A 15,392-nucleotide genomic window follows, 5' to 3' on the forward strand; every position below is an offset into this window, starting at 1 on the left:
GACCATCCGCCAGTGATGCAACCAGGATATTAGTCACGATCGCAGCGCCCCCAATTAAATTAATAACACATTGACTAAAAATTAAATCAGGACGCCAAAAGGAGTCTGATAATCGATTTATATAACTATATTTATAAAAAAGAACCCAATATTTAAATAACAATAATTAGATATCAATCGCCTTTCCAGCCTACTGGATCGCTGGAAAATAAATATCTTTTTTTACTATGGACTTTACGCCCATGAGCCTTTATTAATGTCACCTCGCCTAATAAAGAGCGGCAATGCAAACAGACCAGAAGATCTTCGGACTGAACATCTATACCCACTGTGTTAGCCGCGATACTGCTACGAGGCAGCTGGTACTGCATCTTTGCCTGGATGACTGCCAGTGGGTTGCCTGGCGAGTACGCCACTGTTTAACCATTGCAAAGTATCCCATTAACCGAGGCTTTCAGGAGTTCTACCTTGCCACCTTCCAGCCTACATCGGCGCCCTATCAAGAGCCGTGAAAATTGCCTTGCGCAGCGTACCGCGGCCTGGCTTAATCAACGTGGTTTCACGCCTAACCAGATCTCGCTTGCAAGTATCGGCTTCGCCGCTGCTGCTGCACTAATACTGGTATTCTGGCGTCATGCATCCGGCGGAATGCAGTGGCTTCTACCCCTGCTCGTCATCCTGGGTATCCAGGGTCGGCTTTTGTGTAATCTCTTCGACGGTATGGTCGCCGTGGAGGGGGGACGTTCGACCCTGGCCGGGGAACTCTACAATGACATGCCGGACCGAGCGGCAGATGCACTTTTACTCGTAGCTGCCGGCTACGCCTCAGGAGCCTTCTGGAGCCTTGGCCCATGGATGGGCTGGCTGGCCGCGATTCTGGCCGTCATGACGGCATACGTTCGCGTACTTGGCGCCTCGATGGGGGCGCCGATGCGCTTCTCGGGCCCTATGGCAAAGCAACACCGCATGGCGCTGCTCAGTGGCGCCTGTTTGTTCAGCATGCTCGAACCCTATCTTTGGCAAAAAGGTATCGTACTACTGCTCGCAGTGGGTATCATCGCCGCCGGTAGTGCCTGGACCATTGTCCGTCGTACGCGGCAGATTCATGCACACTTCGAGGAGGCTAACGAAGGCTTATCCGAGGGCGGGCACGATGTTTGAGATTGCGCCGCACGTTGAAACCGTAGTTATCGCGATACTTGGGCTGCTCTGTCTCGCCAGCCTCACCCGTATATTTCTCGATCAACGCCGTCCAGCACAAGATAACCTCGAGCTCAAACAACGTATTAGGTCCTGGTGGTGGATGCTTGGTCTGTTGTTTGTGGTCCTGCTTTCAAGTCGAAATGCAGGTATTGTCTTTTTCGCCTGTCTCAGTTATCTAGCGCTCAAGGAATTTTTCTCGATCGTGCCAACACGGCTAGTGGATCGTCGCGTACTGTTCTGGGCCTACCTCGCAATTCCAATGCAGTACCTGTGGGTGTGGCATGATTGGTACGGAATGTTCAGCGTCTTCGTGCCGGTTTACGTCTTCTTGTTTCTACCGGTACGTATGCTGCTGTTGGGCGATAGCGTGGGCTTCATTCGCGCAGCGGGTGTAATACACTGGATGGTGATGCTGGCGATCTATTCAATCAGCCATCTCGCAGCGTTGCTGACGCTACCCGTGCTTAATCCCGCAGCAGGGTATCTGGGACCCGTACTATTTGTACTTTTCATAACACAGTTCAACGATGTGTGTCAGTACGTGTGGGGCAAGCAGATCGGTAAGCGAGCGATCCTTCCCAAAGTAAGCCCCAACAAAACCTGGGGTGGTTTTCTGGGTGGGGTGATGACAGTGACGCTCTGTGCTGGCATGGCCGGTCCCTACCTGACAGGAATGTCCTGGCCGCTGTCGCTGGCAGCGGGTGCGATCATCGCCGTATGCGGATTTTTCGGTGACGTTGTCATCTCTTCAGTCAAGCGCGATCTAAATATCAAGGATACCGGGCAGCTCATTCCGGGCCACGGCGGGATTCTCGATCGGCTCGATAGCATCATCTATACAGCACCAATTTTCTTTCATTTCTACCGCTACGTCGCTTATTAAGGTGTCGCCATGCAACGCTGGCTGAAAGTGCTCTTTTTCCTTCTGATCGTGAGGCCATTAATCATCTTCGTCATCGGTCTCAATGTATTCCATCGCGAACGACTCCCGCGAAGGGGGCCACACGTGCTGGTCGCAAACCACAATAGCCATCTAGACACACTGGTATTGATGAGTCTATTTCCCTTGCGGGACCTGGCTCGCGTGAGGCCGGTGGCGGCAGCGGACTATTTTCTTGCCAACCGCTGGCTGGCCTGGTTTTCGACTCGTGTACTTGACATCATTCCAATTCATCGTGACGGACATGTGGGGAGAGATCTAATGGCCGATTGTCATGAAGCTCTGGCGGCTGGTGACATCCTTATTCTCTTTCCAGAGGGTAGTCGGGGCATACCCGAAACCATGCAGCCGCTGAAAAAAGGAATCTTTCATTTGCTCAAGGAAAGCGCAGAGATCCCCCTGACCCCGGTTATGCTGAGAGGTTTGGGTCGGGCGCTCCCCAAAGGCGAGGCGCTGCTGGTGCCCCGCAATTGCGATGTGGCCGTGGGTGAGCAGATGCACGTTGATAACGACTGCGCTGTCTTCATGAGCTCACTTGAAGCCGCTTTTGAAGCGCTTGTTGAGCAGTGCCGAGCTAGTGCCTGGTTTGATAAATGGTAGTAGTGTGAATACCGACTCGTAAGTGGAAGCGATGCAAATAAAAAAGCTGTGCAAAAAATTGCTACAGAATCACTCATCCTGCGCTTTATTCGCTTGAATTTTTTCTCCCCATACCCGAAGAAAAGCCTTTAGGCCGGCGCTCTGTACGAACATTGAGAGTCTCTCTACAACCGAGGCAATCATGCTCAAATCCTCTCTCGCGTCACGCCCAGCAAGTGCCCCTGGGCCAGATGGGTGGATTCCGGGGTGCTCAGGGTCATGCCGGTTGGGGCACGAACACTCCATCCCAGCCGCCGGCACTAGGGTTGAGGGCCAACTGCTCTTTCCAGGTAAAATTCTGATAGTGAAACAATCACTAAATGAGAATTTCTGTGGCAGGATTGTCGTTTCTAGTAAAAGATGCGAGGGAATTTCTAATGTTGCGCAGTAGAACCGCTTTTATATCACTACTGGCACTGGGCATGACAGCTTGCAATGGCAGCCAGGCTGACAGCGAAGAAAACTCACAGGCCGTCAAGGATCTAATTCAAAAGACGAAAGACAACATGATTCTTGTGGAAGGCGGTTCCTTTCAGATGGGAGACTTCGGGCCAATCGATCCCAACCTGACCGGTAGCGACAAGGGCCTGCCCTACAGTGCTGACGAAGACAACAAACCGCTGCACAAGGTCACACTCGATACCTTTTACATGTCGCCGACCAAGGTCACCTATGCGGATTATGACGTCTTCACGGCGGCGACCGATCGAGAAAAAATCAATAATACCAGTAAAGTTGAGATGCAGTTCAGGCACCCTAACGTACCTGCTGGCGTCAATTGGCAACAGGCCCGTGATTACTGCAGTTGGCTAGCCGCCGAAACTTCATTGCCTTTTGCATTACCTACCGAGGCTCAATGGGAATATGCAGCGAGGTCAGGTGGCAAGTTCATAGCCTATGGCACAAATACAGGTACACTTGAAAAAGGAAAAAGCATACCAACTACAAATGAAGTAGCGAAAACTACCAACGCAGGTGACTTTAGTAATCTCGCACCCTATCCCGTCGACATGTACCCACCGAACCCGCTCGGACTATACCAGATGAGTGACAATGGATACGAATGGGTCTCTGACTGGTACCAAGCTGACTATTACCAAAGCTCTCCCGAAAAAAATCCCAAGGGGCCTAAAAATGGTAAAGAAAAAGTTGTAAGAGGATTACCCCATGGTGATGGACAGGGAGGAGCATTAACTATTGAGCGTTATCGTGCCGATCCAAAACTGGAATCCAAAAATACGCCTATAACTTTTTCATTCCGGTGCACATCTAATTCCAAAGATATAGAAAAATAAAAATGCGGGTGGGCAAATAACTTGCCCACCCGCATTTGATACCTAAGACACCATCATCTTATTAGGTAAAAATATAATATCAGTAGAATTGTTGCAGGGCGTATAGAAATTTGGCGTAACCTTTTGTTCTATCTGCGTAAAATATTCCTCTACTCGATTACTCACCATACGATCCCCTTTGGGAGCCACTTCTGGAAGGTCCTCATATATTCTTCGGAGGTCATTACCGTAATCACTAGTGTAAAGTTTCGAAAATTCAGGCAAGCTTTCAATTCGCTCTCTTTCTCCCATACCGAGAAAGCCGTATATTTTCTCTTCCCCTTCCTTTTTGCGGACTTTTTTGTCTCCCGAAGATAGCTCGGTTACTGTAATGGCCGGTGCCACTCTCTCCATCACACAATCAAACTCAGCTTTTGATTGCACCCACTCGAAAACCCGAATAATAGCTCTTTTTCTGTTAGGTAAAGCGCCAAAACGCCAAGCATCACGGTCGAAAGGAGATGCTGCATTACGCCAATCCATTTCATCGACAATAGTGCTAGTTGTTAGTAGATAAAGAAGGGCACCTTTAGCTTCTGGTGAAGCATATTTCAAGACATCTGGGTCTGCATTAATTCGGGATGTCAACTCCCCTCTTTCGATACCTCTTTCTATACTGGCTTTTATTTCCTCATATTTTTCTTGAGCCGTTATAGATATAGCCGCCGCAGTTTCATCCAAGAAATTTTCGACTTGTTCTCCTGTAATTATAACCAAATAGACCAAATTAGATATGGCTTGAAATGCTTCTGCACCTATAAAATCTAAGCGTTGAAAATTGACATGTCTGAGTTGATAAGCTGTCCACTTGATAAATTCCAGCACCAGATCCTTGTCGACTTCTCCCGAAACCTTTCCCTTGGCACCTACGCCCCAACAAAAACCTGCCTTGGCCATAAAGGTAAACTTGCCTTGCCTATAACCAATCTGCAGCCCCCCTTCAAATCCCCCGCCGGCCTGTGCGGTCAACTGCGGCGCCAATTTTCCGAAAGGTCGAAACTCATCGACCTCCGGGTTTTTCCATTCGATCTGACCGGTCACCGTGCACTCCAGTTCGGCGCCTGCGAAGGCCCGAATCTGATTGCCGTCGGCATCGTCTTCGTCATCACTTGTCGACATGTCGACTCGCTGCATACCAGGCAAGCCATTGGGGTCCAGTGTGCCTCTGATGCCCGCTGTTCTGCCGTTGGGACTGCTGAGATCGGCCTCGATATTCAATTCGGCAGCAAGACTGGCGCCCACACGTCCCTCGGAGGCCAGAATGACATGAGAGCGCAGCATGCCCAGATCAATCAGCTGCATTGCTGATGAGTCATCGTCTTCTCTGCTAGGGAGCTGAAACTGCATCATGTAGCCGCCGGGTGGCTCATAGCAGTGAATTTCGCTTTTGGCCTGTGCCAGCATCAGTGAGGCATGCCCGCTGGCCTTGATAGTGCCCTTGCCCTCAAAAGGGCTCGCGTTGATGGAGATACCGCTGGCACCGTGGGTCCAGCGCATCAGTTGCGCCTCATTATTGAGCGCCACCTTTATGGCGCCTGACTCATGATCGCCACCGGACTGGGTTTCAGCGTTCAATTCAAGGTTTCTGTTGATTGCTTCGCTCCAGTGGAACAGCTCCTTTTCCTGGTCTTCCAGCGCCAGCCAGCCGTCGACCCAGTCATTACGTCCTTCCATCTTGCCCGGTAGCGCCTTGAGCTGAGCATCCAGCGTTGCCCAGTCCACTCGGCCATGCTCATTCAACACTTCATCGTCGGATGCCGACGCTAAAGGGTATCTTTCCCAGTCGGGAGAAATTTTGCTGGCTCTGACGTATCCCATCCGAAATCCGGCCGAAGATTCACTGGCCCCTCGGCGCTGAAGCGCGACAAGCTCTACAATATTGTTGCTCTCATCATCCGGGGCAGTCAGTGAATCGATCACGTCATTGAATTGTGCGTTGGCCTGATTGAGCGCCCTGCGTGCCAGTTGAACCTGAATCGCGACCGAGCCCTGGTTCCCAACGCCTCCGGCACGATCGATATCCGGCCGCTCTCCGGGCTTGAAATAGCTGCCATGGATATAGGCGATGTATCTATTTTGCCAATATTTCAGATTTGCCATCGCTTCCTGTTGTGCATCGACCAGAGCCTCCAGTGTTCTCAATTCATTGCTGAACGAACACATGGCTTCCTGAGGCACCAATAGAATGGTGTTTTTGCCTGTCATGTAGAACATCTGAGCAGCAGGCTCATTCGATGCCCGAGCCCCATCGGCACATATTCTTGTTTGAGATTGTCCATGGGCAGTAGCGGTAGAACTGGTCATGACAGGCTGCCTTCTGCATCATCGAAACGATCCAGGATCGTCACTTTTAGCTGTTGTGAGGTACGGGTCATTATCTTGCCGGTTTTTCCTTCACCGTCAGCCCGCCCTTCAAATACCCTGCCTTCGGCAGTTTCAATCCGGTAAGAAGCATAGGGCAGTGCCTCGCCCGATTGTTTATCGGTCAGGAAAAAGTACTGCTCGTAGGGGCCCTCCTGCTCTGGAAGCTTGTCAAAAGCCATGGGTTGGCTCGTCCCCCCCGTAAAGCTCTTGCTCGCGCCCTTGATGTCCACCTTGCCTGGCGCATGAATCTCGATATTGCCACCCTTGAGGCGTACGTAGGCGCCGCCGCTGACCAGCAGGATCTCCTCGGCGGCGGCGAGATCGATCTTCTGATCGCTGGAGGTGACGTCGACGTTGTGGCGGGCGGTGGCTTCCAGATTGTCGGACTGGGCCTGCAGGTCGATTTTGCCGCGGGCGGCAAGCAGCTTGATGCCGGCGTTTTGTACGAACAGCGAGAGTTTCTCTGCAGCTGACGCGATCAGGCTGCGGCCGGTGGCGATGCTCACATCCTCGCCCGAGGTCACGCCCAGCGAGTGCCCCTGGGCCAGGTGCGTGGATTCCGGGGTGCTCAGGGTCATGCCGGCCGAGGCGGCGGCGTGCAGCCAGGGAGCCTTGAGGCCAGGACTCTGACCGCGCCCGCCGCTATCGATGGCGCCGCGGGCAGTGCCTTGATCCCCACCGAGCATTTCACTGTTACCGTAGTGAGCCTGGGTATCGTCTCCGGCCTTTTCAAGGGATTCGTTGCTCTCGAGTGGCTCGGCGTTGTGGCCGGCGGCGCTCTGACTCAGGGATTCGGCCATCTCGTGGGCGGTGCTGAGCTGCTGAAAGGCCGGTCGCAGATCAAGCTGATCGCCACTGGCGCCGAGCTGGCCCCAGCTGGAGAGATACAGCCCTTCATTGGCGCGGATGGCGCCATAGGCGTCGGTGCGCAGCTCAAAGCCGGTACCCCGGAAGGCGCCGCGGTGATTGCCGTGCTGGTGAATCAGGTAGCCGAGGTTGAGCTGGCTTTTCGAGTGCTCGGAGTTGAGCCGCACCCGCTCCTGATCGGTAGCGTCATCGAAGACCAGTTCGTTGTACTTGCTGCCACGGTAGGTCTTGCTCTTGATACCGGAGAGCAGGCCGTTGCTGTGCCAGTCGGGGGTCTGCTCGCCGTTGTAGATGCGCCCGGTGATCAGGGGCCGATCGGCGTCGCCTTCGAGGAAATCGACCAGCACTTCCTGACCGATACGGGGCACGAACACTCCACCCCAGCCGCCGCCGGCACTGGGCTGGGCGACCCGCAGCCATACACCGGCCTGTTCGTTGCGCTGACCCGTACGGTCCCAGTGGAACTGGACGCGCACCCGGTTGAGGTGATCGGTGTGGATCTCCTCGCCTTCAGGCCCCACCACAGTGGCGGTCTGCGGGCCGCCGAGCACCGGGCGGCGATGGGTCAGCGGGTGGCGGTAGGGCTGGCTGCGGCGCTGGGCCTCGATATCAACCAGGAAGTGGCCGGTGCCGGCGCTGCGGTAGTTGTCCAGCAGCTCAGCGCTCTGATCACCGTCTTCCTTTTGATCTTCATCCAGACCATGGGCGCGGCGGGCGGCGTCCATTTCGGCCTGCAGGCTGCCGGGCAGGCGTTTGAGATGGGCCGAGACCGGCAGGGCGTTTTCGGCATACGTGGTGATGCCCAGCAGCAGGAACTGCCGTTCGGCCTCGCCGCCGGTGTCGTGCAGCGGGTGCTGGGTGAGTTCGAACCAGTGGCCGGCCTGCAGCTGACGGGCGCCGCCGGCACCGTGGAAGCGCCTGGCCAGCGATTCGTGGGCCTCGAGGCGGTTCTCGGTCAGTCGTTCGCCGCGCTCAAAGCCGTGGTAATAGTACTCGCCGGCGTAGTCGTAGACTTCACTGGCCGGCAGGTTGCCCTGCTCATCGAGGGTGTCGAGTCCGGTGCGTTTGGTGAGCGCGGGCTGCTTGTAGTCAAAGGTGCCGACGCTGACGCGGGTGGGCTGGGCGCGGCGCGCGGCGCCCCACTGGTTCAGGGCGTCCTCGGTCTCGGTGGCGGCCTGGCGATGAAAGCGGATCGCCTGCGGGCTGACCGGCGGACAGGTGTCGACGTCGTCGGTGATGACCAGCCGGTGGCCGTCGAAGGCGACACTGTTGTCGCCACCGTCGTCATCACTGACGCCGTCCCCGGCGTGTTCGAAGTAATACCACAGGCCTTCTTCCTCACACAGCCGGCTGATGAAGTTGAAGTCGCTCTCGCGGTACTGGACACAGTAGCTGCGCGGCGGGTACTCGCGACGCAGGTCGAAGCGATAGCCGCCGCGGGCAATGAGGTGGCCGTCAAACACCTCGGTGAGGATATCGACCGCGCTGCGATCCTGAAACAGGCGACTGTCGCGGCCCAGTTTGAGCATCGCAAGCCAGGGTACCAGAGTGAGCTGGTAGTAGTAGACGCCGCCGTCCTCGCCCAGCAGCGCGGCCTCCTCGACCAGTGCATGGCGGGTGCGAGTGCTGCCGTCAGCCTGCAGAACGCTCAGCTGCGCGGGCTGGGCCATCAGCGACGTGAGTTCGATATCGCCCTGCTGGGCCACGCAGTCGAGGCGATAGCGAAACGGCGTGCTGACGCGTTCCTCGCCCACCAGCCTATGCGGCAGCAGCGCTGTCCCGGGCAGCGCCAGCCGCAGCAGACGCTGCGACTGAGACAACGTGATATCGAACGCGTCCTGAATGCGCTCCATCAATGAAGTTGCTGCCATCTCTCCCTCCCTCGCACTGACCGCTTGTGCCATGCCGCTGGCAGTGGCTAAATTAACCTTCATTAACGCTCCCGGGCCGGGGCGTTTTCCTTCATTCCTTTCGGGGAGTTGCGACCATATGAAAGGCATCGTTGTACTGGGTGACGCTACCAGCCATGGCGGCAAGGTGATTACCGCGCAAAGCAACTATCTGCTCAACGGCAAGCCGGTGGCCTGTGTGGGCGACAAGGTGACCTGCCCGAAAAGCGGCCACAGCACCAGTGCCATTGTCGAAGGGCACCCGACCATGACCGTCAACGGCAAGCCGGTGGCCATGCATGGCCACAAGACGGCCTGTGGCGCCACGCTGATCTCCTCGCATAATGGTGATCACGGTCATAATTGATCCGCCATAACTGTCGGGCCGATACAGGCCCGTAATACCAGCGCTCGGCTCTGCATTTCATCGGCAATGTTCAGTACCAGTGCGCAGTCGTGCTGTTTGAGCCGCGCCGTGGCCAGTACCAGCTGCAGGGCGCTCATCGCCTCGCCCGGCCATCCGCCGTGAATATCTACCCCGATACCATCGTCAATCAGATCCAGCATTTCCCAGCGGGCCATCAGCGCTCCTCCGGCTTCTACCGCACGTCCCGGCAGTGTCAGGCTGTCTACCACCAGCCATGCCGGTGCGACAGGCAAGGCCTGGTTTTTTTCTGTGGTATCGGGCGGCGTGCCGGTATTATCGGGCCAGACCTGACCGAGCAGAGCGAAAAGCTGCTCACGGCGATAATAGTCACGCTGTTCGGAGCGCTTTTCATGGCGGCAGGTTGTGGCCTTCTCGATCATCCAGCCCTGATCAAAGGCGTCATGATCCGGCAGCACACGCTGAAGCAGCAATGCACTCACTGCCTCCCCGGGGTGCAGGCCTGGCCCTTTTGACGAGCGCCCCAATACACCTCGTGCCTCAAGGCGTGCCACATCATCGTCATTGAGCAGGCTGTCAGCGCTCAGCCAGAGCGCCCAGGCTGCGCCGCCCTCTTCCGGCACCGCCATTTGATCGTGCAGCTCCCCCTGACAGGGCGCCAGGCGAGCACTTTCGAGACGATCTCCATACTGGGTCTCCATGATGGCCTCGCGCGCCTGTGCCAGTATGATATCGCCAGCCTGAGATGACCTGATCGGCAGTGTGAGTATCAGATCGAACCCCGCCCCTTCCGGCAGGGCTTCCAGCATGATCAAGGCTTCGACCATCAGGGTCTGAACCAGCGCATTCAGCCGATGTGCCTTGTGCTCCAGCCGCTTGAGGCGGTTGTCCTCCAACGGCATGACATCCTTAATGGGATGCACCAGCAGACGATAACCATCCGGGCCATGGAGGGATTCGGAAAGCTCCGGCGGGATGGCATCAGGCAGCACGCCACGTGCCACGAAACCTGCGGGTGTCAGCGCCACACCATCGACCAGATGAAGACGATCGGGCAGGTAATCACTGCGCGCAGTCGTCTCAACGACAGGTACAGCCTCCTGATGGCGCTGATGAAGCAGATCAAAGATCGAAGAGCGAGACATGATCAGTCGTCATCCCGTTGCTGAGTACCCAGGGTATCACGAATATTGTCGATCACACCGTCATCCTTGATGACGTCCTTGAGCCACTCTTCAAGCGGCATCCGCCCCCATTTGATGGCACGCTCAACCAGATAGGGAACCGGGCTGTGCGGTTCGCGTTCCTTGAAGTAGCGGGCCACACCGTTGAGCATTTCAAAGGCTTCGTCACGGCTTTGCGGATGCTTGCGAAGGCTCCCGGTCGGCGCAGTACCAACCGACGTTGATGGCGCTTCATTCAAAGGGGCAACAGCGCCCGCTTCCGATATGACGATGGGCGCGTCGAGCGACGTCTCATCGCTTTCGCTGGTAAAACTCGCGCCGCGGTCACGCAGCAGACGCTCGGTGAGATCTCGGCACTGATCCATGACCTTTTGCAACGCGCCATAGCTGGGGGCATCGCGTCCGAATCTCTGATCACAGATGCTGCCCAATTGGTGCAGACCGGTCAGTGCTTCGACGATATTGGCATGGCGGTCCTTCAGGAAGTCGGTACTGCTGAGTACAACGGAACGCTGGAAAATTTCATCGTTGATCTTGCCTTCTCTCAGGGCGATGTCCATGGCATCAGGATCATTGCGCGCCTGGTTTTCGACCTGACGAGACTCCTCATGATCGGCAAGACCGTATCCCTCGCCAGCCACCAGCGGCAGAGTACGAACAACGCCTGTCAGCGTGTCACTCAACCAGCCCAATCGAGCAGAGCGCTCTTCGAGGTCATCCTCATCAAGCTCGGGGTAAAGGCTTTCCCAGTACTCGTCGAGCAGCCGCCCCATCAGATGGAGGCCAAAGCGAACGCCGGCAAATCCTTCTTGATGGGCAAGCCCTTCACACAGCCAGCCGGCCAGCTGAATATCCTTGCTTTGCTCGGCCAGTGCCTGACCGGCCAGACGAATAACCAACCCCCAATCAGCCTGTTTGAGCTCGGTCTGCCACTCCCCCTGTGGGAGATAGTCCGGGTCGGCACGACGTGCTTCCTTGATGTCGTCAAAAAGCAGGGAAAAGGTGAGGTCTTCGCCACTGCTGCCATCGATTGGCGCCAGCAGCGCTTCGACGGAAAGCTCACCGAGTTCATTCATTGCCCCTCTCCTGATCCCTTGTACCTGATGGATATATCATCCTTCAGGTCACACTGTATTAAAACCATGAAGTATACAGGCTGATAAAACGCAATACGCCCACCAGAGCCATCATTGATGCCAACTGGCGGGCGCAAAGGGAACGATCAGGCAGCCCTCATGGCAAGTGCCGCCCTGTCATTCTCAACGAACAGCGCTCGAACTCAGGAATAGACCTTGTTGCGAGTGCGATCCCAGCCGCCAGCGACGTTGCCGCCGCCCTGACCATCAGAGCGTTTCTGCTGGGTGTAGGTGATCTTGATGCGCGCATAGTTGAACTTAATGGTTTCATGCGGCAGATCGTGACGGTCTTCGTTCTGATCCTGCTCGAAGCCGGTCGATACGGAAGTACCTTCCATGTTGGTCGAGGAGACAATGACCTCTTCCATTTTTACTTCCATGTAACGCACCTTGTCGCCACCGGCACGGTTGACGTTCATGGTGATTTCCTTGATGTGCTGGCCCTTGCAGCAGGCTTCAAACAGCTTGGCAGAAGCCTTGTCGATGAACTTCTGAACACGGAATTCGCTCAGGTTCACACGTTCGGCAGATGCACCACCGGCGGAGCTTGCCGTCGCCGATGTGGATTGACTGGCACCGAAATCAAAGCTCAGCAGCTCGATCCAGTCCTTGTGCTTGTCATCCAGGCTTTCACCCGGGATACCATCGATCTTGAGATACGTATCAAATGCCATGTTATCCAGTTCTCCTATATTTTCAGTGTCTGAAAAAGCGCTGCCGACATGTCGACGTCTTCTTCTCTCACTACCGTGTATGCGGCAGTGAGGTGCTGCGCACCTCGGGACTGACTACTCCAGCACCAGGGCCGCCTGCCCGTGGCCAACCAATGATCGGCTTCACATCGGTTGACTCGAATTATATATAAAACGACTTTTGCAGTGAACGCTAACATATAGGTTTTCAAGCTGAATTCTTGACTGTTTCAGCCTTCAACAATTTATTTTCATCTCATGATTGCTTGCGCACCTCGATTTCAACACGCCGATTGGGTGCCATGCACTCGATCAAATCAGCGCGCGATTGTTGTCTCTCACAGCTCACCAGAGGTCGATCACTACCGGCACCAATGGCTTCAATCAGCTCTGCAGGGACACCCTTGCCCACCAGATACTGACGAACCGTACGAGCCCGCTGCAGGGATAGCTTCCGATTGGTTTCGGCATTGCCAATGGGATCGGCGTGTCCGGTGATCTTGATCTCGCCCAAATCACGCGTATTGAGCAACCTCTGGGCCAACGCATCGAGTTCCTGCTGCCCGGCCTTCTGCAGCCCGGCATAGTCGCCACGGCCAAAGGCAAAAAGCGTATCCGACTCCAGCACAATGGTTTCCGCCGAGGAAAGCGTCTGCTCCAGCAGGCTGTCGATATAGTTTCGACTGCTCGACATCAAAAACGCATTGGAAGCAATGCGTGGCACATCGGCTTCAGGCAACTGGCTGGCATAGAAGTCGATCTGACGGCCCGCTTCCCTATAGTCCTCACCGGCCTGGGTATCGCTATCAGCATTACGGGCAATATCGGGGTACCAGAACGCCGGAAGCTGATTGCGCAGGCGTGCAGAGTCAATGTCACCACGGTCGGCTTCCGAGAGCATCAGGTAGGTATCCAGCGTGGCTCGACCGAATGTCGCCAGCGACTGGGCACTGTTGTTGTCAGGACGTGCAAACGGTGCCACCGTTTCCGGACCATTCACCTTGTGCAGCTCGTCGGTGCTGCGTCGGTAAACATCAATGGTGGTCAGCGCGTAGAGTGAACGGGTCAGATTATGCTCGACCGGCGCAAGCATGATGGGCTTCAACGCTTCAAAGTAGGTCTGACGCAGAGCCGGCTCGATCTCATCACCCTGATAAAGCCCCCAGCGCATGCCAAGCGGCGCGCCCCCTTCAAGGCGCCGATCATAGTAATGCTGACTCCAGCTCCTGAGCGCGTCAAGACTGTGCCAGCGAGCATACTGCTCCGGCCGGCGATCATCCTGATGACCTGCCTCGACCAGAGACTGCGACAGCATGTCGATCTCATCGTGATTGCGCAGCGCAGAATGGACCCACAGACCGCAGATCAAAAGCCCCACCAGTGCCAGTGCCGCCAGTCCACCCAATCGCTGATGTCGCTCACGGGTATTATTGACATGGCGACCGGCCAGGTGCTGATCGGCGATGATGACATCGCGAAATAGATTGGCGATGAAATACGGCCGATGCGCTCGTTCTGTAGAGGTCACAGGCGCTCGATCAAGAGCGAAGTGCCGACTGACGCTATGAGCGTGTTCCCCTTCGATCGCCTCGCCCTCCTGCAGGGCACTGATGAAATAGAACCCGCGCAGTAACGGCGCGCTTTGATAGGGATTGGCATTGGTCAATGTGCCAACAAAGTCGCTCAGAGGGCCTCGCAGGGCTTCAAATTCCAGCGGAAACTGAAACGCAGCGATCTCCCGGCGCGTATCGGTGATATCCCGTTGCGTGATTTCGTCATCCCCGACCTGCTGCCAGTGGCGACAGAGATCACCCAGGGCCCTGTCGAACTGCTCGCCCCAGTTGACGTTGTGGGGCTGCTGATGAGGAAAGGTATGGCCCAGCACGTCACTGCACCGAGCCGGATCAAGCCGTTCGAAAAAAGAGGCGAACCCCTCGATCAGATCACATTTTGTAAAGACCAGATAGATGGGCACCCGTGACTGCAGCTGCTCACGGGCCTCCTGAATGCGCTCACGCAAGCGCCGTGCCAGAAGGCCGCGCTGATGCTCATCCGCACGCATGACATCGCTGATGTTGACGGCCACAATCAGGCCATTGAGCGGACAGCGTCGTCGCTGCTCACTCAGCATGCCCATGAAGGCCTTCCATTTACCGGCCTCCTCCTCACTGTCCATATAGCGCCCGGCGGTATCCAGCAGGATGGCATCAGCACTGAAAAACCAGTCACAGTGACGCGTCCCTCCCATACCGGCCACCCGTGCATTCTCACGCTCGGCAAAGGGGAAATTGAGGCCTGACTGATAAACCATGGTGCTCTTGCCCGCGGCAGGCTGTCCAACGACCATGTACCAGGGCAGTGAATACAGTGCATCGCGTGAACGTTTTCCACGTCCACTGCCGGTACTTTTCAACCGCTCGATCGACTTGAGCAACCGCTCTCGCAGCAGGCTGATTTCTTCACGGTCCTGTGGGCTGGCACCCAGCACGGCCGCATCGGCATCATCCATCAACAACCGCTCAAGGTTGCGCTTTTGTCCTACGCCGCGATAAAGCAGCAGAACATAGAGGGCCGAGGCCAGCAAAAATACCAGGATGCCGATGAGCAGGCTGGTCAACGAAGACAGCCCCAGCGCCACCCCCAGGCGCCACACCAAAAAAATCGCGATAAAGAACAATATGCCCAGGATATAAGGCTGATACTTGAAAAATGCGTATTTCAGATAAGCTGGCTTAAAACGTTTCATCGCTGTTATCCGC

General features: G+C 55.8%; 11 protein-coding genes. 5 read left to right on the forward strand and 6 right to left on the reverse strand.

Features of this window, described 5'->3' with window-relative positions; translation table 11 throughout:
• Positions 1-468 precede the first annotated feature (468 nt).
• The 4 genes from NAT21_RS07885 (at position 469) to NAT21_RS07900 (ending at position 4,077) form a co-directional block, all read left to right on the forward strand.
• Positions 469-1,161 carry a CDP-alcohol phosphatidyltransferase family protein gene (locus tag NAT21_RS07885; protein WP_250937017.1) on the forward strand — a complete coding sequence of 231 codons (693 nt, stop codon included), beginning with the start codon at positions 469-471 and terminating at the stop codon, positions 1,159-1,161.
• A complete protein-coding gene (locus NAT21_RS07890) occupies positions 1,154-2,086 on the forward strand; it encodes a phosphatidate cytidylyltransferase (RefSeq protein WP_250937019.1) in 933 nt (310 codons plus the stop codon). Before NAT21_RS07885 ends, NAT21_RS07890 begins: the two co-directional genes overlap by 8 nt.
• Before the next feature lie 9 nt (positions 2,087-2,095).
• Positions 2,096-2,743 (forward strand): lysophospholipid acyltransferase family protein, encoded by a 648-nt coding sequence (locus tag NAT21_RS07895; protein WP_250937020.1) that lies wholly within the window; start codon positions 2,096-2,098, stop codon positions 2,741-2,743.
• A gap of 416 nt (positions 2,744-3,159) precedes the next feature.
• Positions 3,160-4,077 (forward strand): formylglycine-generating enzyme family protein, encoded by a 918-nt coding sequence (locus NAT21_RS07900; protein ID WP_250937021.1) that lies wholly within the window; start codon positions 3,160-3,162, stop codon positions 4,075-4,077.
• Positions 4,078-4,119: 42 nt separating this feature from the next.
• On the opposite strand, the gene NAT21_RS07905 is transcribed toward NAT21_RS07900, so the two are convergent.
• Together NAT21_RS07905 and NAT21_RS07910 are read right to left on the reverse strand one after the other, a co-directional pair.
• Positions 4,120-6,420 (reverse strand): hypothetical protein, encoded by a 2,301-nt coding sequence (locus tag NAT21_RS07905; protein WP_250937022.1) that lies wholly within the window; start codon positions 6,418-6,420, stop codon positions 4,120-4,122.
• Positions 6,417-9,218, reverse strand: a complete 2,802-nt coding sequence (locus NAT21_RS07910) for a type VI secretion system Vgr family protein (protein ID WP_250937023.1) — start codon at positions 9,216-9,218, stop codon at positions 6,417-6,419. Before NAT21_RS07910 ends, NAT21_RS07905 begins: the two co-directional genes overlap by 4 nt.
• Positions 9,219-9,336: 118 nt before the next feature.
• Between NAT21_RS07910 and NAT21_RS07915 the strand changes: the two genes are divergently transcribed.
• Positions 9,337-9,603 carry a PAAR domain-containing protein gene (locus tag NAT21_RS07915; RefSeq protein ID WP_250937024.1) on the forward strand — a complete coding sequence of 89 codons (267 nt, stop codon included), beginning with the start codon at positions 9,337-9,339 and terminating at the stop codon, positions 9,601-9,603.
• Here the strand turns inward: NAT21_RS07915 and NAT21_RS07920 are convergent.
• The 4 genes from NAT21_RS07920 to tssM form a co-directional block, all read right to left on the reverse strand.
• Positions 9,594-10,766, reverse strand: a complete 1,173-nt coding sequence (locus NAT21_RS07920) for a hypothetical protein (protein WP_250937026.1) — start codon at positions 10,764-10,766, stop codon at positions 9,594-9,596. The two genes, NAT21_RS07915 and NAT21_RS07920, sit on opposite strands and share 10 nt — an antisense overlap.
• A gap of 2 nt (positions 10,767-10,768) precedes the next feature.
• The gene (tssA, locus tag NAT21_RS07925) at positions 10,769-11,881 is read right to left on the reverse strand and encodes a type VI secretion system protein TssA (protein ID WP_250937028.1); all 1,113 of its coding nucleotides are present in this window, start codon (positions 11,879-11,881) and stop codon (positions 10,769-10,771) included.
• A gap of 203 nt (positions 11,882-12,084) precedes the next feature.
• Positions 12,085-12,615, reverse strand: coding sequence for an Hcp family type VI secretion system effector (locus NAT21_RS07930; protein WP_250937031.1), 531 nt, complete (start codon positions 12,613-12,615; stop codon positions 12,085-12,087).
• Between the two features lie 274 nt (positions 12,616-12,889).
• Entirely contained in the window at positions 12,890-15,379 is a 2,490-nt protein-coding gene (tssM, locus tag NAT21_RS07935) for a type VI secretion system membrane subunit TssM (protein WP_250937033.1), read from the reverse strand.
• Positions 15,380-15,392: the final 13 nt, after the last annotated feature.

Source organism: Larsenimonas rhizosphaerae, from assembly GCF_023700005.1.
GTDB lineage: Bacteria > Pseudomonadota > Gammaproteobacteria > Pseudomonadales > Halomonadaceae > Larsenimonas > Larsenimonas rhizosphaerae.